General features: G+C 73.3%; 22 protein-coding genes. 13 read left to right on the top strand and 9 right to left on the bottom strand.

Annotation, left to right across the window (positions count from 1 at the left end):
• Positions 1-65 precede the first annotated feature (65 nt).
• The 5 genes from IE273_RS28505 to IE273_RS28485 all read right to left on the bottom strand — a co-directional run bounded on the left by IE273_RS28505 (position 66) and on the right by IE273_RS28485 (position 5,363).
• Positions 66-548 carry a (2Fe-2S)-binding protein gene (locus IE273_RS28505; RefSeq protein ID WP_014676904.1) on the bottom strand — a complete coding sequence of 161 codons (483 nt, stop codon included), beginning with the start codon at positions 546-548 and terminating at the stop codon, positions 66-68.
• Positions 545-1,477, bottom strand: coding sequence for an FAD binding domain-containing protein (locus IE273_RS28500; protein ID WP_189818034.1), 933 nt, complete (start codon positions 1,475-1,477; stop codon positions 545-547). The genes IE273_RS28505 and IE273_RS28500 overlap by 4 nt, the downstream gene beginning before the upstream one ends.
• On the bottom strand, positions 1,474-3,750 hold the full coding sequence (locus IE273_RS28495) for a xanthine dehydrogenase family protein molybdopterin-binding subunit (protein WP_189818033.1): 2,277 nt from the start codon (positions 3,748-3,750) through the stop codon (positions 1,474-1,476). The genes IE273_RS28500 and IE273_RS28495 overlap by 4 nt, the downstream gene beginning before the upstream one ends.
• A gap of 264 nt (positions 3,751-4,014) precedes the next feature.
• Complete coding sequence (locus IE273_RS28490; protein ID WP_189818032.1) at positions 4,015-4,353, bottom strand: GNAT family N-acetyltransferase; 339 nt, start codon at positions 4,351-4,353, stop codon at positions 4,015-4,017.
• A 20-nt stretch (positions 4,354-4,373) separates the two neighbouring features.
• Entirely contained in the window at positions 4,374-5,363 is a 990-nt protein-coding gene (locus tag IE273_RS28485) for a pirin family protein (protein WP_189818031.1), read from the bottom strand.
• A 270-nt stretch (positions 5,364-5,633) separates the two neighbouring features.
• Between IE273_RS28485 and IE273_RS28480 the strand changes: the two genes are divergently transcribed.
• The 13 genes from IE273_RS28480 (at position 5,634) to IE273_RS28420 (ending at position 22,072) form a co-directional block, all read left to right on the top strand.
• Positions 5,634-6,077 (top strand): SsgA family sporulation/cell division regulator, encoded by a 444-nt coding sequence (locus IE273_RS28480; RefSeq protein ID WP_189818030.1) that lies wholly within the window; start codon positions 5,634-5,636, stop codon positions 6,075-6,077.
• 125 nt (positions 6,078-6,202) lie between these two features.
• Positions 6,203-6,778 carry a Dps family protein gene (locus IE273_RS28475; RefSeq protein WP_189818029.1) on the top strand — a complete coding sequence of 192 codons (576 nt, stop codon included), beginning with the start codon at positions 6,203-6,205 and terminating at the stop codon, positions 6,776-6,778.
• Positions 6,779-6,898: 120 nt separating this feature from the next.
• Positions 6,899-8,266, top strand: a complete 1,368-nt coding sequence (locus tag IE273_RS28470) for a cytochrome ubiquinol oxidase subunit I (protein ID WP_189818028.1) — start codon at positions 6,899-6,901, stop codon at positions 8,264-8,266.
• Entirely contained in the window at positions 8,259-9,515 is a 1,257-nt protein-coding gene (locus IE273_RS28465) for a cytochrome d ubiquinol oxidase subunit II (RefSeq protein ID WP_189818027.1), read from the top strand. Before IE273_RS28470 ends, IE273_RS28465 begins: the two co-directional genes overlap by 8 nt.
• Positions 9,512-11,266 carry an ABC transporter ATP-binding protein/permease gene (locus IE273_RS28460; RefSeq protein ID WP_189818026.1) on the top strand — a complete coding sequence of 585 codons (1,755 nt, stop codon included), beginning with the start codon at positions 9,512-9,514 and terminating at the stop codon, positions 11,264-11,266. Before IE273_RS28465 ends, IE273_RS28460 begins: the two co-directional genes overlap by 4 nt.
• The gene (locus tag IE273_RS28455; protein ID WP_189818025.1) at positions 11,263-12,993 is read left to right on the top strand and encodes an ATP-binding cassette domain-containing protein; all 1,731 of its coding nucleotides are present in this window, start codon (positions 11,263-11,265) and stop codon (positions 12,991-12,993) included. The genes IE273_RS28460 and IE273_RS28455 overlap by 4 nt, the downstream gene beginning before the upstream one ends.
• A 91-nt stretch (positions 12,994-13,084) precedes the next feature.
• Entirely contained in the window at positions 13,085-13,936 is an 852-nt protein-coding gene (locus tag IE273_RS28450) for an NmrA/HSCARG family protein (protein ID WP_189818024.1), read from the top strand.
• Between the two features lie 242 nt (positions 13,937-14,178).
• The gene (locus tag IE273_RS28445; protein WP_229887636.1) at positions 14,179-15,243 is read left to right on the top strand and encodes a helix-turn-helix domain-containing protein; all 1,065 of its coding nucleotides are present in this window, start codon (positions 14,179-14,181) and stop codon (positions 15,241-15,243) included.
• A gap of 128 nt (positions 15,244-15,371) precedes the next feature.
• Entirely contained in the window at positions 15,372-18,119 is a 2,748-nt protein-coding gene (locus IE273_RS28440) for a helix-turn-helix transcriptional regulator (RefSeq protein WP_189818023.1), read from the top strand.
• Positions 18,120-18,142: 23 nt separating this feature from the next.
• Complete coding sequence (locus IE273_RS28435; RefSeq protein WP_308437063.1) at positions 18,143-18,946, top strand: alpha/beta hydrolase; 804 nt, start codon at positions 18,143-18,145, stop codon at positions 18,944-18,946.
• 132 nt (positions 18,947-19,078) lie between these two features.
• Complete coding sequence (locus tag IE273_RS28430; protein ID WP_189818022.1) at positions 19,079-20,329, top strand: extracellular solute-binding protein; 1,251 nt, start codon at positions 19,079-19,081, stop codon at positions 20,327-20,329.
• Positions 20,301-21,245: a carbohydrate ABC transporter permease gene (locus tag IE273_RS28425; protein WP_229887634.1), complete on the top strand. Its 945-nt coding sequence runs from the start codon at positions 20,301-20,303 to the stop codon at positions 21,243-21,245. The genes IE273_RS28430 and IE273_RS28425 overlap by 29 nt, the downstream gene beginning before the upstream one ends.
• An 11-nt stretch (positions 21,246-21,256) precedes the next feature.
• Positions 21,257-22,072 (top strand): carbohydrate ABC transporter permease, encoded by an 816-nt coding sequence (locus tag IE273_RS28420; protein WP_189818021.1) that lies wholly within the window; start codon positions 21,257-21,259, stop codon positions 22,070-22,072.
• Positions 22,073-22,134: 62 nt separating this feature from the next.
• Here IE273_RS28420 and IE273_RS28415 read toward each other — a convergent pair whose 3' ends face one another.
• The 4 genes from IE273_RS28415 to IE273_RS28400 all read right to left on the bottom strand — a co-directional run bounded on the left by IE273_RS28415 (position 22,135) and on the right by IE273_RS28400 (position 24,768).
• Positions 22,135-22,365 (bottom strand): hypothetical protein, encoded by a 231-nt coding sequence (locus tag IE273_RS28415; protein ID WP_189818020.1) that lies wholly within the window; start codon positions 22,363-22,365, stop codon positions 22,135-22,137.
• 32 nt (positions 22,366-22,397) lie between these two features.
• Complete coding sequence (locus tag IE273_RS28410; protein ID WP_189818072.1) at positions 22,398-22,847, bottom strand: DUF5709 domain-containing protein; 450 nt, start codon at positions 22,845-22,847, stop codon at positions 22,398-22,400.
• Between the two features lie 11 nt (positions 22,848-22,858).
• Positions 22,859-23,785 carry a glyoxalase gene (locus IE273_RS28405; protein WP_189818019.1) on the bottom strand — a complete coding sequence of 309 codons (927 nt, stop codon included), beginning with the start codon at positions 23,783-23,785 and terminating at the stop codon, positions 22,859-22,861.
• 113 nt (positions 23,786-23,898) lie between these two features.
• The gene (locus IE273_RS28400; protein WP_189818071.1) at positions 23,899-24,768 is read right to left on the bottom strand and encodes a 4Fe-4S domain-containing protein; all 870 of its coding nucleotides are present in this window, start codon (positions 24,766-24,768) and stop codon (positions 23,899-23,901) included.
• Positions 24,769-24,875 lie beyond the last annotated feature (107 nt).

The following is a 24,875-nucleotide window of genomic DNA, read 5'->3' as shown; positions in this document are numbered from 1 at the left end:
TGTGTCTCCTCGGTCGGTCCGGGACCGCCCCGGGTGAGGGGCGGTCCGCGCGGGGCCGGCGCGTGTCAGGCGGTGGTCTCCCGCTTTTCCCGGGCCGCGCGGGCGATGGCGCGCCGGATGGGTTCGTAGCCGGTGCACCGGCAGATGTTGGAGCCGACGACGCCTTCGATGGCGTCGGGCTTGTCGGCGAGGTCGGGGTCGGCGTCGAGCGCTCCGGCGGCCACCATGAGGAAGCCGGGGGTGCAGAAGCCGCACTGGAGCGCGTGCTCGGCGGAGAACGCCCGTTGCAGCGGGTGGGGTTCGCCGTCGGGCCCGGCGAGGCCCTCGACCGTGCGGATCGAGCGGCCGTCGCACTGTACGGCCAGTACCAGACAGGCGCGGACCGCCTCGCCGTCCATGAGCACGCTGCACGCCCCGCAGATGCCGTGCTCGCAGCCCAGGTGGGTGCCCGTGAGGCCCAGGTCGTCGCGGAGGACGTCGGCGAGCAGGCGGCGGGGTTCGACGTCGAGGGCGTGCGCGGTGCCGTTCACGGTGAGCGTGATCTTCATCGGGGGCCTCCCTGTCGTGGGGCGAGACGCGAGCGCAGGTCGGTCGCCGCCTCGGTGAGTGTCCTGCCGACCAGGACGGCGATGGCCTGCCGCTTGTACTCCACGTCGGCGTACGGTTCGGCGAGCGGTGCGGCGTCCTCCTGGGCCGCGGCCCGGCCGGCGCGGGCGAACGGATGGTCGTCGGGGAGCCGGGGCCCCTCGGGGAGCGGTGCGAAGTCGGCGCCGATCAGGGCCTGTTCGGCGGCGCGGGCCCGCAGGGGGCGGTCGGCGGAGTTGACCAGTCCGATGCGTGCGTCGCTGATCACGCCGTCGGTCACGGTGAGGGCCGCCGCGACCGCGACCTGGGCGAAGCAGAAGTGCGTGCGGCGGTGCTCGATGAAGCCGACGCCGGTGTTCTCGCCGAGCAGCGGCAGGCGTACGGCGGTGATCAGCTCCTGCGGCCGGCGCGCGGTGCGGTACGGCCCGAGGAAGTAGTCCCGCGCCGGGATGGAGCGGGCGCCGTCGGGACCGGTGACCTCGACGGTGGCGTCGAGGGCGACGCCGATGGCGCACCACTCCGAGGCGGGGTGGGCCCAGCCGAAGCTGCCGGCCATGGTTCCCCGGGAACGGATGGGCGGGTGGGCGATGTTGACGACGGCCCGGGACAGCAGGGTGCCGAGCGGGCCGGGGACGGCGTCGGCCGACTCGAAGGTCGCGTGCCGGACGAGGGCGCCGACGCGCAGTTCGTCACCGTCGACGCGCATGCCGTCGAGTTCCGGGATGCGGTTGATGTCGACGACGAGCTGCGGCCGGATGCGTTGCAGGTGCATCTCCAGGATCAGGCTCTGCCCGCCGGCGAGCACCTGGGCCGTGCGGTCGGTGTCGCCGAGCGCCTGGACGGCCTCGGCGACCGTGCGGGGGACGGCGTAGTCGAAGGACGCGGGTTTCACCGGACACCTTCCTCGTGCTTCGGGGCGCGGGCCGCCCGCCAGACGCTGTCCGGCGTGAGCGGCATCTGGAGCAGGTCGGGATCGGCGATCCGCAGGGCGTCGGCCACGGCGTTGACAATGGCGGCCGGGGTGCCGATGCAGCCCGACTCCCCCGCTCCCTTGGCGCCCAGCGGGGTGCTGGGGCTGGGGGTGCAGGTGTCCTTGATCTCGATGGGCGGGATCTCCGTGTACGTGGGCAGCAGGTAGTCCAGGAATCCGCTCGCCAGGTGCGGCACGCCGTCCGCGTCGAACGTCATGCCTTCGTAGAGGGCCTGGCCGATGCCCTGGACGGCGGATCCGTACGCCTGTCCGTGCACCACGGTGGGGTTGAGGACGACACCGCAGTCGTCCACGGCGACGAGCCGCAGGACGTTCACGGTGCCGAGGTCGGGGTCCACCTCGGTCACGGCGACGTGCGCGCCGAAGGGGAAGGCCATGCCGGCCTCGTAGCGGCTCTCGACGCGAAGCGGCCCGGTCGCCTTGACGAGTTCGGCCAGGCCCAGGACGGCCGAATCGCCGGAGGTCGTGTGGACGGAGCCGTCGGCCCACGCGACCTTGTCGACCGGCAGGTCCCACAGCCGCGCCGCCCGCTCGCGCGCCTGCTCGATCAGGAGGCCGGCCGTCTGCTGGAACATCGCGCCGTCGACCTGTGCCGACCGGCTGGCGAAGGAGCCCAGTCCTTCGGGCTGTTCGTCCGTGTCGCCCTCGACGAGACGGACCTGCGCCTCGGGGATGCCGAGGGTCTTGGCGACGAGCGCCGGGAAGACCGTCTCGTGCCCCTGGCCGCTGGGGGCGGCGCCGCAGCGGGCGGTGACGGTGCCGTCCTCGTGGACCTCCAGGCTGCCGAACTCGTGCAGTCCGCCGGGTTCGCCGCCCGAGCGTTCCACGTAGCAGGAGACGCCGATGCCGAGCGGCAGCGCGTCCGGGTCGCTGCGGCGGCGGGCCTGTTCCGCGCGCCACTCCGTGTAGCCGACCGTCTCCAGCGCGAGGTCCAGTGCGGCGGCGTAGTTCCCGCTGTCGTAGCGGCGGCCGGTGGGGGTGTCGTACGGGAAGGCGTCGGGCGGGATGAAGTTGCGCCGCCGCAGTTCGATCGGGTCGACGCCGAGCCGCCGGGCGAGCAGGTCCATGGTGCGTTCGATGGCGATGGCGGCCTCGGGGCGTCCGGCACCGCGGTAGGGGTAGGTCACCATGGTGTTGGTGAGCACCGAGCGCAGGGTCGCGTGGACGTGCGGGGTGGTGTACGCGCCGGGCGCCATCCAGGCCGTCTGCATGGGCAGTCCCACGCCGAGGTGCGGATAGGCGCCGACGTCCGCGTTGATCGTCAACTCGTAGGCCAGCAGGCGCCCTTCGGCGTCGGCGGCGAGCCGGACGGTCTGGTCCTGGCCCCGGCCGCGGGTGGCGACGAGCATGGACTCCAGGCGGTCCTCGATCCAGCGCACCGGCCGGCCGAGCGTGACGGCCAGGTAGGCGACGACCACGAACTCGGGGAAGGCGGCGCTCTTGGAGCCGAAGGCGCCTCCGGTGTCCGGGACGACGACCCGGATGCGGTCGGCGGACCAGCCGAGCAGCGCGGCGAGTTCGCGGCGCAGCCGGTGCGGCATCTGGTGCCCCGACCACACGGTCAGCCGGTCCCCCTCGGGTACGGCGAGGATCGTGCGGCACTCCATGGGGCTGGGCATGAGCAGTTGCTGCCGGTAGGTGGCCTCGACCACGGCGGCGGCGTCCTGCCAGACGGCCGGGTCGATGGGCGCGCCGGCCTCGCCCCGCAGGGCGGTGTTACTGAGGCCGTCGAACAGGCGGACGGAGTCGTCCAGGGCCGCGGACGGTGTGACCACGGCGGGCAGCGGATCGACCACGGCGGTGACCTCGGCGGCCCCGTCCTCGGCCCGGTAGCGGTCCTCGCCGAGGACGACCGCCAGCGCCTCGCCCGGATAGCGCACCCGGTCCTTGACCAGCGCCGGCCACTCCCGGCCGGCGACCGCTTCCTCCGTCGACAGCCGGGCGAGCAGGGTGTACGGAACCGGCGGCAGGTCCGGCAGGTCCGCGGCCGACCAGGCGCCCACGACACCGGGCACGTCACGCGCCGCGGCACAGTCCACGCTCCGCAGCGAGCCGTGGGCGACCTTGCTTCTCACAAATGCGGCGTCCAGGCATCCCGGCACGTGAATATCGGCGACGTACCGGCCTTTGCCGGTGAGCAGCCGTTCGTCCTCGCGCCTTGTCCATCGCTCCACAACAACACCTCGTTCGCGTGGGGGCGGGAATTGACCAGGCGACGGCCTGACCCGGCAGCGAACGCGTGCGGGATATTCGGCCCGTCGCTGCGTGGCGGTTCACGGGGAACACCACGCCGGTGGAATTCGACTACTCGGACACTAACCGCGGAGGCGTCGCGGGGCGAGAGGAACACGGGCAGTGTGCGCTGTGGGGCCAGAGGTGGTGCGCTGCGCGGACAGCCGGCCGCCGGCCCTGGAGGGCCGGCGGCCGGAGGGTGGCGGTCAGCCCAGTTCGGTCTCCAGCCACCGCAGGACGTCGGGCGTCACGGGGTCGACGAGGTCGGCGAACTCCTCGTGCCGCTTGAGGAACTTCGCCACGTACGGGCAGACGGGCACGATCCGCTTCCCGGATTCCCGTACGTCGGTGAGTGCCTCCTGGACGAGCTGGGAGGCCAGGCCCTGTCCGGCGAAGGCGTCGTCGACCTCGGTGTGGTAGAAGACGCGCTGCGCGTCGCGGTCGCGGTAGGCGGTCAGCCCGGCACGCTTGCCGTCGACGAGTATCTCGTAGCGATTCCTGGCGTCCACACGCTCGACGACCGGGGTGGCGGAAGGCTGGCTCATGGGGTGCCTTTCGATTGGCGTCAGTGACGCGGCGGATTCCTGCGCGGAGTGATGGTGGCATTCGGCAGGACGGGGGCGGGAAGACGGTCTCCCGGATATCCTTCGACGGCGCCGAAGCGATCGGAGGAGTTCTGCCATTCCTCGCGGGCCCTGACAATATCCTCGTGACTCCGGCCGATGAAATTCCACCACATGACGATCTCCTCCTCGAAGGGAGTTCCGCCGAGGAGGACCGTCCGCGCGATGTCGTCCGACTCGTTGGTCAGGGTCAGCGTGCCGGGGCCCGGGTGGACGTAGCCCAGCTCGGCCGGCTTCAGCAGGACGTCGGCGAGGCGGACGGCGCCCTGGTCGACCAGGAGACCGTGCTCGAACCCGGGGTCCACGGCGAGCGTGACCGACGCGTGCGGCTCAAGGACGATCTCGGCGCCGAGCAGGGGGGTGAAGGCCGGCACCGGGGAGGTGCTGCCGGCGAGGGAGCCGAGGAAGACCCGGATCTCGGCGCCGTCGGTCCGTACGGGCTCGGGGACGTGGTGCCGGAAGTCCCGGGCGGTGGCGCGGTGCTCCTCGGGCAGCGCCACCCAGAGCTGGACGCCGTGCAGGACGGTGGTGCGCGGGGTGGAGACCTCGGAGTGGCTGATGCCGTACCCGCCGGTCATGAGGTTCAGTTCGCCGGGCCGTACGAGGGCGTGGCTGCCCAGGCTGTCGCGGTGCTCGATCTCCCCGCTGAAGAGCCAGCTCACGGTCTGGAGCCCGGTGTGGGGGTGCGGGGCGACGTCCATCCCGCCGGTCTCGGCGACGTCGTCGGGGCCGTAGTGGTCGGCGAAGCACCAGGCGCCGATCAGGGTCCGGGCGCGCTGCGGCAGGGTGCGCCGCACGGTCATCGCGCGCGGGCCGCCCAGGGGTACGTCACGCGGGGTCAGCACGTCGACCCGTGGCGTCCCGGCCGACGGCCCGCCGTCCGCCTCGGTGCCGCAGCGTACTTCGACGGGCTCCGTCTCGACATTGCTCATCGGGATCACCTCTCCACCAGTAATTGTTCTACATTCAACCATCATCCGGCCGGACCGGCCCGATAGCCAGGCGGACAGGGCTCCAGGATCCCCGCGAACCGTCCGCGCGCCGGACGCACAGGCCGCGCCGAGGCGCTTCTTCTTCGGACAACAACCCGTGCGCTCGTCGGCAAGCCACTCCCCCGGACCCGCCGTACCGTCGTCAGCACCCCGGCCCGTCAGAGCGCGGGCCGACACACCGAACCGAACCGTCGCAGACAGGGGGACGGCATGAGACACGATCCTGCCGGGGCCGCGGACGAGGACCCGATCGTATGCAAGACCAGCGTCCGCGTCACCGTGGCCGACGAACTGCCGATACCGGTCCCGGCCGAACTGAGGTACTCCGCGGCGGATCCCTACGCCGTGTGCCTGGCCCTGGGCGCGCCCTCCGCGCTCTGCGTCGAGTGGGTCTTCGCCCGCTCCCTCCTCGCCCAGGGGCTGCGCCGGCCCACTGGGTCCGGGGACGTGGTGGTCTACCCGCGGCACCAGGGCCGGCCCGGATCGATCCGCGTCCTGCTCAGGACGCGGGCCGGATCGGCGCTCCTGGACCTGGCGAGCGCCTCCGTCACGGCCTTCCTGCACCGTACCGAGGTACTGGTGCCGCCGGGCACCGAACACCGCCACATCGATCTCGACCGTGTCGTGGAGCAGCTCACGGCCGGCAGCGAGTGACCCGCCCGATGTAGCGCCCGGTGCGCTGACGAGCACCAATGCGTGCACTCCCGGGCAACGCGCCCCCCGGTTCGGCACCTAGCGTCGACCACGTACGCAAGCACGCCATCCGCAGGAGGCACGTCATGACCACCGGAACCCAGCCCCCGAGCAGCCAGCCCTGGCTGCACCAGAAGGGCGCGGTCATCCAGGAGTTCGGCACTGTCAAGCAGTTCCCCATCGCCCTGTCCTACGAGGCGCGCATGTACTCCTGCCAGCGCCTGAACAAGGTGCTGGCCGACACCCAGATCCTCTACGGCCTCTACAAGAAGCACCACTGGATCATGCGGGGCGCGACCTTCTACCAGCTGCACCTGCTCCTGGACAAGCACGCCGGCGAGCAGCTGGAACTGGTCGACACCATCGCCGAGCGCGTCCAGACCCTGGGCGGCGTCGCGGTGGGCGACCCCCGGCACGTCGCCGAGATCACGTCGATCCCGCGCCCGCCGGACGGTGTCGAAGAGGTCCCGGCGATGCTCTCGCGGCTGCTGGAGGCCCACGAGACCATCCTGACCGAGGCCCACGACGCGGCTGCCCGCACCGTCGAGCTCGGTGACGACGGCACCAACGACCTGCTGGTGTCGCAGATCATCCGCACCGGCGAACTCCAGGCCTGGTTCCTGGCCGAGCACCTGGTGGACACCCCGCTCGTCCGTTCCTGAGCCTGGCGGGGACCGCCCACGGCGGAACGGGCGGGGGCGTCCGTCAGCACGGACCTGACCCCGCTGGCCGCGCGCCCCCGCCCGCCCCACACCCTCGTCAGCCCCGCTCCCGGAGTACCCATGGCCTCGCCCGCCGTCGTCGAGCTGTCCCGCTGGCAGTTCGCGATCACCGCGGTCTTCCACATGACCTTCCCGGCGCTCACCGTCGGCCTGTCCGTGCTCCTCGCCGTCGTGTACACGGTGTACGTCCGCACGGGAAACCCGCTGTACCTCCAGATCTTCCGGTTCTGGAAGAAGATCTTCGCCGTCGGCTTCGGCCTGGGCGTCGTCGCCGGTACGGTCATGACCTTCGAGTTCGGCCTCAACTGGGGGACGTACGCCCACGCGGTCGGACCGGTCATCGGGGTCACCATCGGCATGGAAGTGATCACGGCCTTCTTCCTGGAGGCCGGCTTCATCGGCCTGATGCTCTACGGCGACGGGCGGATCCGCCCCCGCACCATGGCCCTGGCCTGCTGGATGGTCGCCTTCGGCACCCTGCTGTCCACCACCTGGATCCTGTCGGCCAACAGCTGGATGCAGGACCCGGTCGGCTACCGGAAGGTGGACGGCCAGTTCCACGCCGAGGACTGGGTGAGCGTGCTGCTCAACCCGGCCTTCGCCCACCGCTTCCCGCACATGCTGCTGGCCGTGCTGATCAGCGCCGCCTGGTTCGTCGGCGGGATCTCCGCCTGGTACCTGGTCAAGAACCGGGTCACCGCGCAGCCCATGGCGCGCCGCTGCCTGTCCATCGCCCTCGGGGTGCTCGGGGTGCTGATGCCGATCCAGCTCTACGTCGGAGACGGCACCGCGGTCTTCATGGGTCAGCACCAGCTACCGAAGCTGGAGGCGTTCGAGGGCAACTGGAAGAGCGACAACAACGGCTACAACCTGCTCGTCGTGCCCGACACCGAGCGGGGCGAGAACCGGCTGCACGTCGAGGTCCCCTACCTCGGCTCGGTCATCGCCCAGGACCTCAGCGGGAAGACGAACACGCCCGGACTGCTCCAGACCCCGCCCGACGAACGCCCCAACATGTGGACCACGTTCTACGGCTTCCGCGCGATGTACTTCACCGCGCTGCTCATGTTCGCCACGGCCTTCGCCGGCGTCGTCCTGCGCCTGCGGCGGCGCCTGTTCGACTCACCCCGCTTCCTGCGCTGGATGGTGTGGATGACCCCGGCCGGGATCATCGCCATCACCGGCGGCTGGATCGTCGCCGAGACCGGCCGCCAACCCTGGGTCGTCTACGGCCAGTTGCGCACCGCCGACGCGGTCTCCCACCTCAGCGTGTTCGAAGTCGCCACCACCCTGGCCGGTTTCGTCCTGCTCTACGTCACCCTGCTGGCCATCTGGGTCCGCTACATCGTCCGCACGGTCAAGGCCGGCCCCGAGCCACTGCCCACCGGGCCCGCCGCGCCCGACGTCCCGGAGGCCCTCGTTGCTTGAGTACGCCGCCTACGCCCTCGCCCTCTTCTCCCTCGGCATGTACGTCGTCCTCGACGGCTACGACCTCGGGGTGGGCATGCTCAGCCTGGCCGCGGGGCCCGAACGCCGACGGGAGTACGGCGAGATCGTCGCGACCGCCTGGGACGCCAACGAGAGCTGGATCATCCTGGCCGGGGTCGTCCTGTGGGCCGGTCTGCCGGGCGCCTACTCCGTCGTACTGCCCGCCGTCTACCTGCCGCTCGTCGGCATGCTGATCGCCGTCATCCTGCGCGGGCTCGGCCTGGAGATGCACAGCGCGGCCGGCGGCTACCGGCGCGGCTGGGCGCTGCTGTTCGGCGGGGCGTCCCTCGCGGCGGCCGTCTGCCAGGGTCTCGTGCTCGGTGCGGTGCTCACCGGCCCCCGGCAGGAGGGCGGGCACTTCACGGGCGGGGCCTTCGACTGGCTCAGCCCCTACAGCCTGCTGTGCGCGCTCGGTCTGGTCGTCGTCTACCTGCTGGCCGGGGCCGCCTGGTTGCAGGACAAGACCGACGGCTGGTCCCGGTCGCGGACCCGCCGCACCGGACGGGCGCTGCTCGCGGCCACGGCGGCACTGGCGGTCGTGCTCGGCCTGCTGCTGCCGGGTGCCGACCCGCAGCACCTCCGGCTGGACGAGCCGCTGCGGGCGGCGGCGTTCTGGCTCGCGGTCGCGGTGGCCGTCGGCGCCGGAGCGGTCGCGTGGTCGGGCTTCGGCCGCGCTCCGGACTGGCGGCCGTTCGCCGCCGTGGCCACCCTGACGGCCGCGGGTCTGCTCGCTCTGGTGGCGCTCACCGCCCCGGTGGTCGTCCCGCCCGCGTCGACGGTCCACCAGGCGGCGAGCCCGCACTCCTCCGAGCTCTTCCTGGTGCTGGGCGTGGGACTGTGCATGCCGTTCGTCCTCGCCTACAACGTGTACGCGTGGCGCAGCTTCCGGGGCAAGTACACCGATCCGGTGGAGCAGGTCCTTCCGCCGCTGCGGGCGGTACCGCGCGCGCCGGTGGCTCCTGCCTCGCCCTCCGGCACCGTGCGGACCGTGCTGCGCCGGATCCTGCTGGTGGTGCTCGGCATCCTGGCGACGGCCCTGTCGCAGGACGTCTTCGGCGGGGTGGCCGAGTGGATCGGCCCGCTCGGTGTCACCGTGCTCGCCGGGGTCGCACTGGCCGCGTGGATCGCCACCGACCGCCGTGACCTGCGGTCCGGCTGCTTCGACGCGGAGGCGGAGCGCACCCCGTGAGCACCGCCACCACCGTGCTGCTGGACGAACTGGCCACGGACCGCGCCGGTACCCCGGCGAGCGAACGGCTGCGGGAATGGGCGTCCGTCGGCCGGCCGGAGCTGCGCCGCGCGGGGCTCCTGCGCGGCGCGGCCCAGGCGGGCACCGTCGTCTGGGCGGGCGGTCTGGCCTGGGCGGCCCAGCGCGGACTGGACGCGCTGCACGGCGCGCCCCCGTCCGCCGTACTGGCGCCCGCCCTGGTGACGGCGGCCGGGGTGGCCCTGCGGGCCGCACTGCTCTGCGCCGGCGAGGCCGCCGCCGCCCGGGGTGCCCGGGCCGTGCGTGAGACCCTGCGCGTCCGGCTCGTCGCGTCGGCGCTGCCGCTGAACGGCCCGGCCCGGACCGATGTGGACGACACGGAGCCGGCCGAGGCGGTCGACGGCGAGGTCGACGAGCTGAGCGACTGGCTCACCGATTACGTGCCCGCGCGGACCGCCATGCTGCTCGGCAGCGGCCTCACCCTGGCCGCCATCGCCTGGTGCAGCTGGTTCGTCGCCCTGCTCGTGCTGGCGGCGACACCGCTGCTGCCCGCCAACCTGAAGGTCATCGGCCTGGGCACGCAGACCGCCGTACGCGTCCAGCTGTCGGCCATCCGCACCCACCGGGCACGGCTGCTGGACCATCTGCGCGGGCTGCCCACCCTGGTCGGGCTCGGCGCGCACGAGGAGGCGGCCGGTGCGCTGGCCCGCCACGACCGGGAGGTCGCCGGTCGCACCGAGAAGGTGCTGCGGATCGCCTTCCTGTCGACCGCGTGGGTCGAACTGCTGATCACCGGCACGCTCGCCGTGGTGGCCACCTACTGCGGGCTGGCCCTCCTCGACTACCTGCGGCTGCCCCTCGTGCCGGACCACATAGGCCTGCCGGCCGCGCTGTTCGTCCTGGTCCTGGTGCCCGCCTACTTCGCGCCCGCCCGGGACCTGGCCGCCGGCTACCACGCCCGCGCCCGGGCGACCGCCGCCGCCGGCCTGCTGGCCCCGCTCCTGGACGCCCAGGGCGAGGCCGAGGCATCGGCCGGCCCGCCGTCGCGGCCGTCCGTGACGCCGCCGGGGCTGCGCCTGGACGCCGTGACGGTCCGGCACCCGGGACGGGAGACACCGGCCTTGGACGGTGTGTGCGCGCACCTCGCGCCCGGACGGTGCCTCGCCGTCACCGGGCCCAGCGGGGCCGGCAAGTCCACCCTGCTGGCCGTGGCGGCCGGGCTGCGCACACCGGACGACGGACACGCGCTGCACGTGCTCGACGGCCGGCCCGTGCCCGCCGATCCCGGCCGGGTCGCGTGGGTGGGACAGCCGGCACACCTGCTGCCCGGCACCGTGCGCGAGAACCTGCTGCTGGCCCGGCCCACCGCCGACGACCACGATCTGCTGGCCGCCTTCGACTCGCTCGGCTTCACCGACCTCCTGGCCACACTGCCCCAGGGGCTGGACACACCGGTGGGCGAGCGGGGCACCGGCCTGTCCTCCGGGCAGTCGCAGCAACTCGCCCTCGTCCGCGCGCTGTTGCGGAACGCCCCGCTGCTGTGCCTGGACGAGCCCACCGCCCACCTCGACCCCGAGGCGGAGCGGCGCGTCATCTTCGCGCTGCGCACCCTGACCCGCGACCGGACGGTTCTGCTCGCCACCCACAGCCCCGCGCTGCTGTCCCTCGCCGACCAGGTGATCACGCTGGACCACGGGAAAGTCCCGCTGGGCGACCACGGGGGAACCCGATGAGGCCGAACCGTGCCTGGCGGCTGCTGCGGACGGCCGTCCCGCTCCGGGCCCTGGTCACCGGCATGCTGCTGGCGACCGCGGGCGAACTCGCCGGTGCCGCGCTGCTGGGCGTCTCCGGGTGGTTCCTGACGACCTGCGCCGTGGTGACGCTCCAGGCCGACACCACCTGGTCGTGGATGTACCCGTCCGGTGCCGTGCGGGCGCTGGCCCTGGGCCGTACCGGACTGCGGTACCTGGAACGCCTGGCCAGCCACCGGGCCCTGCTCTCCGCCCAGGTGGCCCTGCGCGCCCGGTCGGCCCGGGGTGCGGCCCGGCTCACCGCGCGGGAACTGCGCGCGCAGCGCGACGGGACGCTGCTCACCCGGCTCACCACCGACGTGGAGACGGTGGCGGGCCTGCCCGCGAACGTCTGCGCGCCGCTGGGGGCGGCGGTCATCACCGCGTGCCTGGTGGAGATCCTGCTGCTGGCGGCGACGCCCCGGCTGGGGCTGGCCGAACTGGTCGTCTGGGCGGCCGGCCTCTGGTGCGCCCGGCGCGCCCACCGGCGGTCGCGGGCCCAGCTTGCCACCGCCGCCGAGGCCAGGGCGGCACTGCGTACCGTGCTGCTCGGCAGCCGGGCCTCCTTCGACGAACTGCGCTGTCTGGACGCCGTTCCCGAGGCGCGGCGGGCGGCGGCGACCGCCGTGACGGCCGTCGAGTCCGCCGAGTGGGCTGCCGCCCGGGCCGAACGGCTCGGCCGGCTGAGCCTGCGCCTCCTGGCCGCCGTGGGACAGGCGGTGGTACTGGTGATCGCCCTGGGCGCGGCCCCGGCCCAGCCGGTCGCCGTCGTGGTGGGCGAGGTGCTGCTGCTGGCCGCTGGCTGGGAACTGCTGGAGCGACTGCCCCGGCTGCTCCAGCACCTGGCCGCGGCCAAAGACGCCGCCGACCGCCTCGCACCGCTCGCGGCGGACGAGCGGCCCGGGGACCAGAGCGCGGAGCGGCCCGGGGACGGGAGCGCGGTGCGGCCCGGGGACCAGACCTGGGACCGGTGGCCGCGGCGTGTCGCCGCCCTTGACGGAGCCCGCTCCGTGGAGGCGTCCGGCCTGCCCCTGCTCGGCTCCTCCGCGACCCTGACCACGACCCTGTCGGGCCCCGGCCTGACGCTGATCACCGGCCCCAACGGCAGCGGCAAGTCGACGCTGCTCGGCCGGCTCGCCGGGCGGCTGCCGGCCCCCGCCGGCACGGTGTTCCTCGACGGCACCCCGGTGCACCGGCTGCCGGCCGGAACCGTCGCCGGGACGGTCACCCTCGTGGAGGCCGACGACTGGCTGGCCGACGACACGGTGGCGGCCAATCTGCGGCAGGCGGCCCCCTCGGCCGGCCCCACCGCCCTGGAGGCCGCACTGGACGTGGTCGGCCTGTCGGCCCTGCCGCTCGACGCCCCGGTGGGCCCCGGCGGGCGCCTGCTGTCCCAGGGCCAGCGCAGGCGCCTCGCCATCGCGCGGGCCGTGCTGAGACGTCCCCCGGTCCTGCTCCTGGACGAACCCGTCGCCGGTCTGGACCGCCCCGCCGCCCAGGCACTGCTGGCCGGGCTGCCCCGGGCGCTGCCCGACACCGCGCTGGTGATCGCGCTCCAGGACCAGGACGTCGACCTGCTGGAACGACCGCCCACCGAGGTCGTCCGCCTCGGGGACGACCTCGCCGCCGTGGCGCCGTCGGTGCCGGCCGCGGCCACCCGCGTGCCATGACGCCGGGTACGACGGCCTAGGTGGAAGGTTACGAGGGGGCGACGCATTCCGGGCGGCGCCCAACACCGCATACGAGAGAAGGAGATCTTCGATGACCGACCAACCGGTTCTGGTGCTCGCGGCGACCGGCGGGCAGGGCGGGGCGGTGACCGACGCGCTGCTGGGCCGCCGGGCGCGGGTCCGTGCGCTGGTGCGTGACCCGGGCCGGAGATCCGCCCGGGAACTGTCCGCGCGGGGCGTCGAGGTGGTGGCGGGATCGCTGAGCGACCGTGAGTCGATGGCCTCGGCGATGAGCGGGGTCGCGGCTGTCTTCGCGTTCACCACTCCCTTCGAGGCCGGAGTCGACGCGGAGGTGGAGCAGGGGCGGGCCATCCTCGCCGCCGCGCGGGACAAGCGCGTTCCGCATCTCGTGTTCAGCTCCGTGGCGGGGGCCGACCAGGACAGCGGGGTGCCGCACTTCGAGAGCAAGGCACGCATCGAGGCGGAGCTCACCGCCGGCGACGTGCCGTACACGATCCTGGGGCCGACCTACTTCTTCGACAACGCGCTGGGCGGAGCGGACCGCGTCCTGGAGGGCGTCCTCGATCTGCCGCTGCCGCCCGACCGGCCGTTGCAGCAGCTCGCCCGTCCGGACCTCGGCGCGTTCGCGGCGGAGGTGCTGCTCGACCCCGCTCCCTACACCGGGCGGCGCATCGAGCTGGCCGGCGACGCCCCCACTCCCGCCCAGATGGCCGCCGCGCTCGGCGCGGCGCTCGGGCGGGAGGTCCGGCACGAGCAGGTCCCGCTGGCGGCGATCCGCAATCCGGACATGCACGCGATGTGGGCGTTCCTGAACGGACCGGGCTACCGCGTCGACATCCCCGCACTGCACGCCGCCCACCCGCAGATCCGCTGGACCCCCTTCGCGGAGTGGGCACGGCGCACCTGGGCGGGGGCCCGCTGAACCGGCCGTCCTGAGACCGGTCCACGGCGGAACCGCTCCCGCCGGCGCAGGACGGAACCGCCCCGGCCGGTCCAAGGCGGTTCCCCCTGGCCGGTCCAAGGCGGTTCCCCCCGGCCGGTCCGGGGCGGAACCGCTCGGTCCCCCGCCCAGTACCACTGGTCTCACGCGTTCACGCGATGTGGTCACCCGGCCGCCCTGGCACGCTGCGTTATCGAAAGCGCAGCGGCCGAAGGGCGGAGATCATGTCGTCGGATCCATCGACACCGGACCCCGGGACCTCAGGCACCCTCCTCAGCACGAAGACGGTTCCCACGCACCGGCGCCGGGCGTACTGGCGCGAGGCCCTGTCCCAGACGTTCGGCGCCGTGGACATGGGCGTTCCCGACGAGGTCGACTGCGGCACGATCCGTACGTCGCCGCTGGGCCCGATGCAGACCGTGGCCGTGGAAGGCGATCCGCAGCGGGCACGGCGCACCCGACGGCTCATCGCGGGGAGCGACAACGACGACTACGTGGTGGTGAAGCTGCTCTGCGCAGGCGTCGCCCGCATCGAACAGGACGACCGTGAGGCCTACGTGCGGCCGGGGCAGCTCTTCGTCTACGACATGGCGCGGCCCGTCCAGCTGACGCTCCCGGAGCGCTTCCTGACGAAGTCCCTCGTGCTGCCCCGGGAGGTGCTGGGGCTGAGCGAGTCGGAGCTGCGGCAGATCACGGCGGCTCCGCTCGGCTCCGAGTCGGCGGTCGGCGGCCTGCTGACGCCTCTCCTGTCCCGGCTCGTGGACAGTGCGGCGACGTATCCGCAGCGGACGGGCGAGCTGATCGCCCGCAACGTGGTGGACCTGGTGCAGACCCTGGCCGAGGAGCGGCTCGGCAGGGGAACCGAGGACTCGGCGAGCGGGGCCCGGATGTCGCTGGTGCGGATCCGGGCGTACATCGACCGGCACCTCGCGCACCCGGACCTGTCGCCGGACTCCATCGCCCGGGCCCACCACATCTCCGTGCGCTATCTGCACAAGCTGTTCGAGCTGGAGGACATCACCGTCAGCCGGTGGATCCAGCAACGCCGGCTGGAGCACTGCCGTCGCGACCTGGCCCGCCGGGAGTCGGCGGAGCTGACCGTCGCCGCGGTGGCGCACCGCTGGGGGTTCACCAGCGCCTCCCACTTCAGCCGGGTGTTCCGGGCCGCCTACGGGATCTCCCCCGCCGCGTGGCGCGCCTCCGCCCGGCGTGAGTGGTCCGCTTCGTTCCGGGGCGGGACGGCCGCGATCCCCGCTTCGCTGTCGCTCGGACGAGTCGCGTCGGCATGAGCCGGACCGGCCGCGTCGCACGAGCCGGGTCACGCATCGCGTTCCTCACTATGCGCTGAGCTGCCGTTTTTGTCATAGTGGCCCCGGGGCGCCGGCCTGACCGGCGCGTGCGGACAGGAGGGGCCTAGGTGGCGGGGTCAGGCGGACCGCTGTCGCGCAGCGGTCTGCGCGGCCGGGAGCCCGAACTGGAAGTGCTGCGGACGCTGATCGACGCGGTGGCCCGCACGGGCAGCGGCGCGCTCGCCGTGCTCCGCGGGGAACCGGGCATCGGCAAGACCACGCTCCTCACCGAAGTCGTCGCCGGCGCGGAGGCGGCGGGGTTCTCCGTCGGTCTCGGCAAGGCCGACGAGTCGCACCACCTCGTGCCGCTGTCGTCGTTGGCGACCTGCGTCCTGCACGGTGACCGGCCGCTGCTGTCCGGCGACGCGCTGGTCGACCTCGCCCACCGGCACGACCAGCGGATCTGGCTGGTGGAGCGGCTCGCGGAGGCGATCGAGGAACGGGCCGGCGGCGCGCCGGTGCTGATCGCCCTGGACGACGTCCAGTGGGCCGACCCGCTCAGCCGGTTCGCCCTGAAGCAGTTGCCCAGCCGTCTGCGGACCTCACCCGTGCTGTGGCTGCTGACCGAGCGGCAGGGCGTCGGCGGCCCGGCGGAGGAGATCGTCGCGGCCGTGGCGGACGAGCTCCCGGTGCGCACCCTGTCCCTGGGCCCGCTGTCCGGCGCGGCCATCGGCCAGCTGGCCGGTGACACCCTGGGGGCGGCCGTCGACGAGCGGGTGCGCGAGTTGCTCGCCGGAGCGGGCGGGAACCCGTTCCTGGCCGTCGAGATGCTCGCGGGGCTGCGGACCACCGACGCCTCCGGTGAGCCCGTGCCCCCGGGGCTGGTGGTGGGCGTCCGCGGCAGGCTCGGCTCGCTGCACCCCGACACACTGCGCTTCCTTCAGATGGGATCGGTGCTGGGCCGCCGTTTCGGCTTCCAGGACGCCGCCGCGCTCTGCGGCCGGCCGTCCGTCGCGCTGCTCCCGGCGCTGGAGGAGGCCGTGCGCGCGGGACTCCTGGACGACGACGGCGACCGGCTCGTCTTCCGGCACGACCTGCTGCGCCAGGCGGTCTACGTGGACATCCCGCCCTCGGCCCGGAAGGTGCTGCACCGGGAGGCCGCGAGCCGGCTCGTCACCGCGGGCCACCAGCCGATCGACGTGGTGTCGCACATCCTCAGGGGCGCCCAGCCGGGAGACGAGGAGGCGGTGGCGCTGCTCAGGCGCGCCGCCGCCGACGTGCTGCCGGTCACGCCGGGCCTCGCCGGCGACCTGATGACGCGCGCGCTGGCCCTGGTGCCGGTGGCACGCCCGTTGTGGTTCGCCGTGGGTGAGCAGGCGATCGTGTCCCTGACCCGGGCCGGCCGGAACCGGGAGGCGCTCGCGACCGGGGACCGGCTGCTGGCCTACCGGCCGCCGATAGAGACGTTCGGCCGGCTCCACGCCGCCCTCGGCGGCACGCTGTGGAACCTGGACCTCGCCGACGAGCTGCGCCGCCGGGCCGAGGCGGCGCTCGCGGTCGGCGGCGCGGCCCCGGAGGTGGAGGCGCGGCTCGCCGGCCTGCGCGCGCTGGCGCTGTCCCGGGCGCACGACCTGGCACCGGCGCGGCAGGCCGGCGAGGACGCGCTGCGTGCCGCCGTCGCGACCGGCGACCGGGAGGCCCATGTCCAGGCCCTGTTCGCGCTCGGGGAGATCGCGCTCAACGCGGGGGAGAACGCCCTCGCGCTGGAACGCTTCACCGCGCTCAGCGCCGTCGACCCCACCTTCTTCCCCGAGGAGATCGTCGCGTACCAGCACATGGACGACTTCGTCACCAGCGAGCGGCTGCTGGCGAAGGCCGCGGACGAGTCCGGCGGGATCCGTGAGGGGATGCTGCTATGGGCACAGGGACAGCAGCACCTGGAGCTGGGCCGGCTGGACGACGCGGAGGCCGACTTCGTGACGATGGAGCGCCTGGAGGACGAGGTACAGGCGCACGTCCAGCAGGTGAACGGCCGGGTGATCCGCTCCCGGATCGCCCTGCTGCGCGGTGACCGGGAGGCCGCGCGGCAGCACCTGGCCGAGGCACGGGAGCGGCTGGCGGTCAAGCCGAACCCGGGCAACACGGCCGCGGTGCGCTTCCTGGAAGCGGTCCATGCCGAGGTCGACGGGGACGCCGGACGGGCTGTCGACCGGGTCCGGCAGGTGCAGCGGGAGGGGCCCTTCCTGCGCTGGCGGCTGCTGCGCACATGGGTCGGCACCGCGATCCGCGTGGCCCTGCGCGGCGCGGACCGCGCACTCGCCGAGGACCTGGCCGCCCAGGCCGAGGCCCACGCCGCGCGCAATCCGGCGGTGCCCACCGCCACGGGGCTGGCGGCGCGCGCCCGCGGGCTGGTGTGCGACGACCCGGTCCTGCTGGAACGCTCCGTCGCCCTGCTCAGGCGAAGCCCGCGCCCGCTGGTCCGGGCGGCGGCCTCCGCCGACCTCGGACGGGCGCTCCTGGCGACGGGTCGGCGGACCGAGGCCGTGGCGGCATTGACCGACGCCCAGGCCGCGTTCGCCGCGTCGGGCGCGCACGCCGCGGCGGCCCATGTCCAGCGCGATCTGCGGCGTGCCGGGGCCGGCGGACGGCGGGCGACGGACGGGCAGCGCCCCGTCCAGGGCTGGGAGGCCCTGACCGTCTCGGAGAAGAAGGTCGCGCGGCTGATCGCCGAGGGACACAGCAACCGTACGGCCGCCGAGCTGCTGGTCGTCTCCCCGCACACCGTCAACACGCACCTGACGTCCGCCTTCCGCAAGCTGTCGATCAACTCCCGGGTCCAGCTGGCCAACCTGGTCATGGCCTTGCCCGACGAGTGAGCGGTTCCTGGTACGTTCGCGCGATGCCGGCGGGACCTGGATGGGCTTGGCTGGAGACCCCCCACTCACCGGAGGTCACCGAGGTGCCCGGACGCAAGCCCTTACCGCCGACCGTCGTGCTCGTGCACGGGGCGTTCGCCGACGCCTCGTCGTGGGCGGGGGTCATCCGGCATCTGCACGCCGCCGGGCTGACGGTGTACGCGCCGGCGAACCCGCTACGCGGTCTCGCGCACGACGCCGCCTACGTCAGGAGCGTGGTGGGCCAGATCGGCACCCCGGTCGTGCTGGCCGGCCACGGCTACGGGGGCGCGGTCATCACCGCCGCCGACGCCGACAACGTCGTGGCGCTGTGCTACGTCGCGGGGTTCGGGCTGGACGCCGGCGAGTCACTGCTGGATGTCACGAGCCGCTTCTCCCCCATGCCGGGGCCGGATCCGACCGTCGCCGCCGGGCTTCCCACGCGGTCTCCCGGGGACCCGGACAGCGAGCTGTACATCCGGCGCGAACGCTTCCTCGACGTGTACGCCACCGATCTGGCGCCCCGGGTCGGCAGCGTGCTGTCCGTGTCGCAGCGCCCGATCGCGCGGGGCGCGCTGACCGCGAGGTCGGGACCGCCCGCCTGGGCCCGCAAGCGGTCCTGGTACGCCATCGCCGCCGCCGACCGGATGCTCAGCCCGACCGCCCAGCGCTTCATGGCCCAGCGCATGGCGGCCACCGAACGCGTCGTGGACGGTTCGCACGCCGTGCTCCTGTCACGGCCGGACGCCGTGGCGGCGATGATCCGGGAAGCGGCGGGCCAGTGCGGTGACCACGGAGCCCTGTACTGACGTCCGGATCATCCGCTGATCTTCCGATCGTTTGTTTCCGGTACCATCCCTGCTCGGACCGGAACATGCCGGTATGGACCAACTCACCCGAACCCGGGTCGGTCCGGTACCAGCAACGGAAGGCACCACCCCATGAACTCAGCGGCCAGACCGTCGGCACGGCGGATCACCGCCCTCCTCGGAACCGTTGCCCTGGTACTGGCCGCCACCGGGTGCGGTGGCGGAACCGGCTCCGGATCCGCCGACGGCAAGGTGACGTCCATCACCGCCCTCGACTACTACACCGACGCGACCGAGCACGCCCAGTGGGGCGAGCGGCTCACCGCCTGCGGCAAGGCCGCCGGTGTCACCGTCGAGCACAGGAGCGTGCCGGGGGCGTCGCTGGTCCCGCAGGTGCTGCGGCAGGCCTCGTCGCGGACCCTGCCCGATCTGCTGATGCTCGACAACCCCGACCTCCAGCAGATAGCGCGGACCGGCGCGCTGACCCCGCTGGACCGGTACGGCCTCGACGCCGCCGGTTACACCGAGGGCATCCGGTCGGCCGGCACCTACCGGGGGAAGGTGTACGGGCTCGCGCCCACGGTCAGCACGGTCGCCCTCTTCTACAACAAGGACATGCTCGCCGAGGCCGGTGTCGCCGTGCCGAAGACCTGGGACGAGCTGAAGACGGCCGCGGCCGAGCTCACCCGGCCCGGCCGCTACGGCATGGCCGTGGACGCCAACGCCACCTTCGAGGGCACCTGGCAGTTCCTGCCCTTCCTGTGGTCCAACGGCGGGGACGAGACACGGCTGGACACCCCGCAGGCCGCCCAGGCCCTCCAGCTCTGGGTGGACCTGGTCAGGAGCGGGTCCATGTCGAAGTCGGTGCTGAACTGGACGCAGGCCGATGTCCACGACCAGTTCGTCGCCGGCAAGACGGCCATGATGGTCAACGGTCCCTGGCGGATGACCGCGATGAACAAGACGAAGAACCTGCACTGGGGCGTGGCACCCCTCCCCGTCCGCCGGCCGGGTCAGACCCTGGTCACCCCGCTCGGCGGTGAGGTGTGGACCGTCCCGCAGAACTCCTCCGAGGCCCGGCGGCAGAAGGCCGCCCGGGTCCTGGCCTGTCTGAACGACTCCGCGAACATGCTCGCCCTGGCCGAGCAGTACCACACCGTGCCCTCCCGCTCCTCGGTGGCGGCCCGGTACGCCGAGCAGGTCCCGTCGATGGCCGCCTTCGTCAAGAGCGTGGAGGGGACCCGGTCCCGTACCGGCAAGCTCGGCGTCGAGTGGCCGCGGGCGGCGACCGGGATCTACACCGCCGTGCAGGCGGCGCTGGCGGGCGAGCAGACTCCTCAGGAAGCACTCAGGCATGCGCAGCGGATCGCCACCGGTTCCTGACGGGACCGCGCGGGTCCGGGCGGTGTCCCGGACCCGGCTGTGGGCGCGGGTCTCCCGGTGGCTGTTCCTGCTGCCCGCCCTGGTCTACCTGTCGCTGTTCTTCGGCTACCCCGTCGTCAAGAACGTCGTGATGAGCTTCCAGGAGTACTCGGTGGCGACGTTCTACACCGGTGCCGCGCCCTTCGTGGGCCTGCGGAACTACACGACCGTCCTGTCGACGGACGTGTTCTGGCAGGCCCTGCTCACCACGGTCCTGTTCACCGTCGGTTCGATCGCCGGACAGTTCGTGCTCGGGCTGGCCCTCGCCCTGTTCTTCCAGCGGAGGTTCCCGCTCGGCGGCCTGCTGCGGTCGCTTCTGCTGCTGCCGTGGCTGCTGCCCCTGGTGGTCTCCGGGACGACGTGGAGGTGGATGCTCGACACCGACAGCGGGGTCGTCAACGAGGCGCTGCGCCACCTGCACCTGCTGTCCTCGGGCATCCCCTGGCTGACCGGCACCTCCGAGGCGCTCGTGTCGGTGATCCTGGTCAACATCTGGGTGGGCGTCCCCTTCAACACCGCGCTCCTGTACGGCGGTCTCCAGGACATCCCGGCCCGTTACTACGAGGCGGCGAAGCTCGACGGCGCCGGCCGGCTGGCGGCGTTCCGCCATGTCACCTGGCCGTTGCTGCGGCCCGTGGCCGGCGTGGTGCTGGTGCTGGGCGTCGTCTACACGGTGAAGGTCCTCGACATCATCCTGGTGGTCACGGGCGGCGGACCGGCCGGCGCGACGCAGACCCTGGCCACCCGGTCGTACGAGCTGTCCTTCCAGCAGTTCGAGTTCGGGCGCGGCGCCGCCATGGGCAACGTGCTCGTCCTCGTCTCGCTCGCCTTCGCCCTCGTCCACCTGCGCGCCGACCGGCGCGCCCGGAACACCTGAGGGGCCCGCCGGTGAAGCGCGGACCCGCACGCGGCCCCCTGTCCACGGTCGTGGGCATCGTCCTGCTCGCGCTGATGCTGTTCCCGGTGTACTGGATGGTGAACGCCTCCCTGCAACCGGCGGGCAGCGTCCTGCCGTCAGGCTGGTTCCCCCGCCACCCGGACTTCGGCGGCTACGCCACCGCCCTGCGCGATCAGCGGCGCAACCTGGTCACCAGCCTCGTCGTGGCCCTCGGCAGTGTGGCTCTGAGTCTCGGACTCGCCGTACCGGCGGCCTACGCGCTGGCCCGGCTCCGCCTGCGGGGCACCACGGTCGTACTGTTCGGCCTCCTGGTCACCCAGACGGTGCCGGGCATCGTCGTGGCCAACGCGCTGTACGGCGCCTACACCGACCTGGGACTCCTGAACTCCTACGGCGGGCTGATCCTCGCCGACTCCACCACGGGCGTGCCCTTCGCGATCCTCGTCCTGCGCGCCTTCATGCGGAGCATCCCCGGGGAGATCATCGACGCCGCCCGTGTGGACGGCGCCGGCCGGCTCCGCGTCCTGTGGTCCGTGGTGCTCCCGCTGAGCCGCAACGCGCTGATCACCGCCGGACTCTTCACCTTCCTGTTCGCCTGGGGCGACTTCCTCTTCGCGCTCACCCTGAACACCACGGAGTCGGTGCGGCCGGTCACCGTCGGCATCTACGAGTACCTCGGCGCCCACACGAACCAGTGGAACGCCGTCATGGCCACCGCCGTCCTGGCGTCCGTCCCGGCGGCAGCGCTGCTCGTCGCCGCCCAGCGCCACCTGGCCGCCGGGATCACCGGCGGAGCCCTGAAGTGAGACCGGCCGGCCTCGGAAGCGGGGCCGGCCGGCGGTGTCCACGTGCGGAGCGCGGGGTGCCGCTACCGCCGGTCGACGCCGAGGTCCGTGTCGACGTCGTAGCCGGGCTCCGTCCCACCGGCGGCGGTGGGGTGGGCGATGTCGGCGGCCAGGTCGAAGGCGGCCCCGTCGATCGCCTCCTCCAGAGCGGACTCCTCGTGCTCGGCCCGGGCACGACGGTGGTGCTCGGCCATCCGTTCCCTGAGGTGCCGCAGGTGGTGGCCGGCGTCCGGCCCCGGTCCAGCAGTGCTCATTCGGTGGTCCTCCGTATCGGGCCGCGGGGGCGTCAGTAGCTCTCGGAGCCGGGGATCACATGCATCGCGGCCTCTTCCGCCGAGGCCCCGGCGCCGTCCAGGCCCCGGTCGGAGGCGAACAGGTCGGACTCGGTGTTCTCGTGGGTGCCCTCGTCCGGCGCGACGAGCCGTCCGGCGCGCTCGTCGCCGACCTCGTCGTCGAGGAGTTCTCCGTCCGTGCCCCAGGTGTCGCCGATGCCGTCGCCCTCCGGGACGCCGATGTCCGGCACCTCCTCGGCGAGCCGCTCGTCCAGGCTCTCCCCCCGCCACCGCTCCGCCGCCGTGACGCCGGTGTGCTCCACGCCCCAGGGGCGCTCCGGGGGTGAGTACCCCTCGTCCAGGGCCTCGTCGCCGCTCCGGTAGTCCAGGGTGTCGGACGCGTCCAGCAAGCCGGCGTCGTCCTGCACCTCCGACCCGTCCGGCTGGTACACGTCATCGCCCATCGTCGCGTCGGTCACCCGCGCTCCCCTCCTTCATGCAGTTCGGCCACATAGCCGCCGGGGAACTCCACCATCGCGGAGGACCGGCCCCCCGAAGCGTACGGCCCCCACAGCACCTTCGCGCCCGAGGCCCCGGCCTTGCGCAGCGTCGCCGACAGGTCCTTCACCGCGTAGCCGGTGGTCTCCCGGCCGAACGGGTAGGGAAGGTGGCCGTCGGTGACGCTGACGACCGTGTTGCCGAACGGGGAGCGCAGGGCGATGCGGCGGTACGTCTCCCCGGGCCGGCCGAGGTCACCGCCGTCCGCCGCCCGCCGGTCGGCGACGATCCGGCCGCCGGTGAAGCGCAGGTACGAGCGGAGGAACGCGTCCACCGAGTCCGGCGTCAGATAGATCCGGTTGTCCGGCACGGTCTCCAGCGGCGCGTACGACGGAACCTTGGTGTGCCAGTACAACTGGGCGTTGATCCCGCCCGGGAACTGGACGACCGCGTCGCGGCCGATGGGGTCGTCGAAGGGCGCGACGACGACCTGGGCCCCGCTCTTGCGGGCCAGGCGGACGCCCTTGTCGAAGTCACTCATGAGCCAGCCCGTCCGTTCGCTGCCGAACGGATAGGGCACGGGCGTCTTGAAGTCGAAGACGGACAGGGTGCCGACCGGCGAGAAGACCAGCTCGGACTCGGTGGTGCTGGGCGTCGGGGTGACGGTCGTGACGACCTTGGCCGTGTGCGTCCCGCCGAAGGTCGCCTCCCAGCTGGCGACGAACGCGTCCGTGGAGCCGGGGGTGACGTAGACGTGCGTGGTGTCGTACTGCGGTCCGACCGCCGTGGTCGACGTGGCCGCGGCCCGGTTCTCGTTCTGCGCCGAGGACGGAGCCCCGGAGCCCACCACGCTGAGCGTCACCAGTAACGCGGGCAGCACCCATGCCGTCGCCTTGCGCTTCATTCCTGTCCCCTTCGGTCGGACCCTGTGCACCGAAAAGGTAGGAGCCCGGCGCGGGGGCGGTGATCCCGACAGCGCCCGGGGTGTTGCCTGTCAGGGAACAGTGCGGCGTCCCGTCACCAGCGGACGTCCGTGAAGTCGACCGGGCGGGGCCGCAGCAGGCGCGTGCGTTCCGTCAGGCCGTGCAGCCGCCGGGACATCTCCTCGGCCGGCAGCCGGCGCCGGTCCCCGTGGCCCGGCAGGACCCACTCGAACCGCAGCCGCCCCGCCGTCCTGGCCAGGGAGTCGGCCAGGACCTCGATGGAGTACCAGGTCACGCTCTCGACGACCTCCAGGTCACCGGTCGTCCGCGACCAGTAGAAGCTGTCGCCGCTGAAGCAGTACCGGTCGTCGGCGAGGTACAGGACGCTGCCGCGGGTGTGGCCGGGGAGCGGGTGGACGGTGACGCCCGCGGCGATCTCCAGCGGTTCGAGTCCGCGGATCACCTGGTCGGCGTCCGGTGCGGCGTCCAGATCGCCCTCGTGGATCCAGAGCCGGGCACCGAAGTGGTCGGCGTAGCGGCGGCCGTGCGCGGCATGGTCGCGGTGGGTGAGCAGCACATCGGTGACGGGGCCGTACGCCGTGTACCGCCTGGCCAGTTCACGGCTCCAGCGGGGCGTGTCGACCATCATGCCGGTGCCGGACGGACGCCGGAGCAGATAGGCGTTGGCGCCCGCGGTCCGCGCCGAGTTGTGGCCGCAGATCAGCACCCCGTCGTCGAGGGCCAGCGGGAACGGGTCCAGCGCCGGGTCGGCGCGGCCGGTCACCGGCCGGATCGAGCGGGTGGGGCAGGCGAAGGCGGCGGCGTGCAGCCGCCGGTTCTCCGCGTCGTCGGCCGGCGGGCGCAGGATCCGCGACTTCCCGTCGGCCTCGCCGATCAGCTCGGGCGCGAACTGCCGGGCCACATCGCAGTTGACGCAGCGGTCGTCCACGTACCATCCGTCCACGGCTGGACTCCTTGACCTCGTGTTGTCGGTTCGGTCCCGTACCCGGAAGCCGCCCCGCCCGTCGAACCGGACCTCGCGCACCGCGTCGAAGCCGTCCCGCGGCGACG

Source organism: Streptomyces olivaceoviridis, from assembly GCF_014650115.1.
GTDB classification, from domain to species: domain Bacteria; phylum Actinomycetota; class Actinomycetes; order Streptomycetales; family Streptomycetaceae; genus Streptomyces; species Streptomyces olivaceoviridis.
Note: the sequence above shows the minus strand (reverse complement) of the source record. Positions and strands in the feature narration are given on the sequence as shown.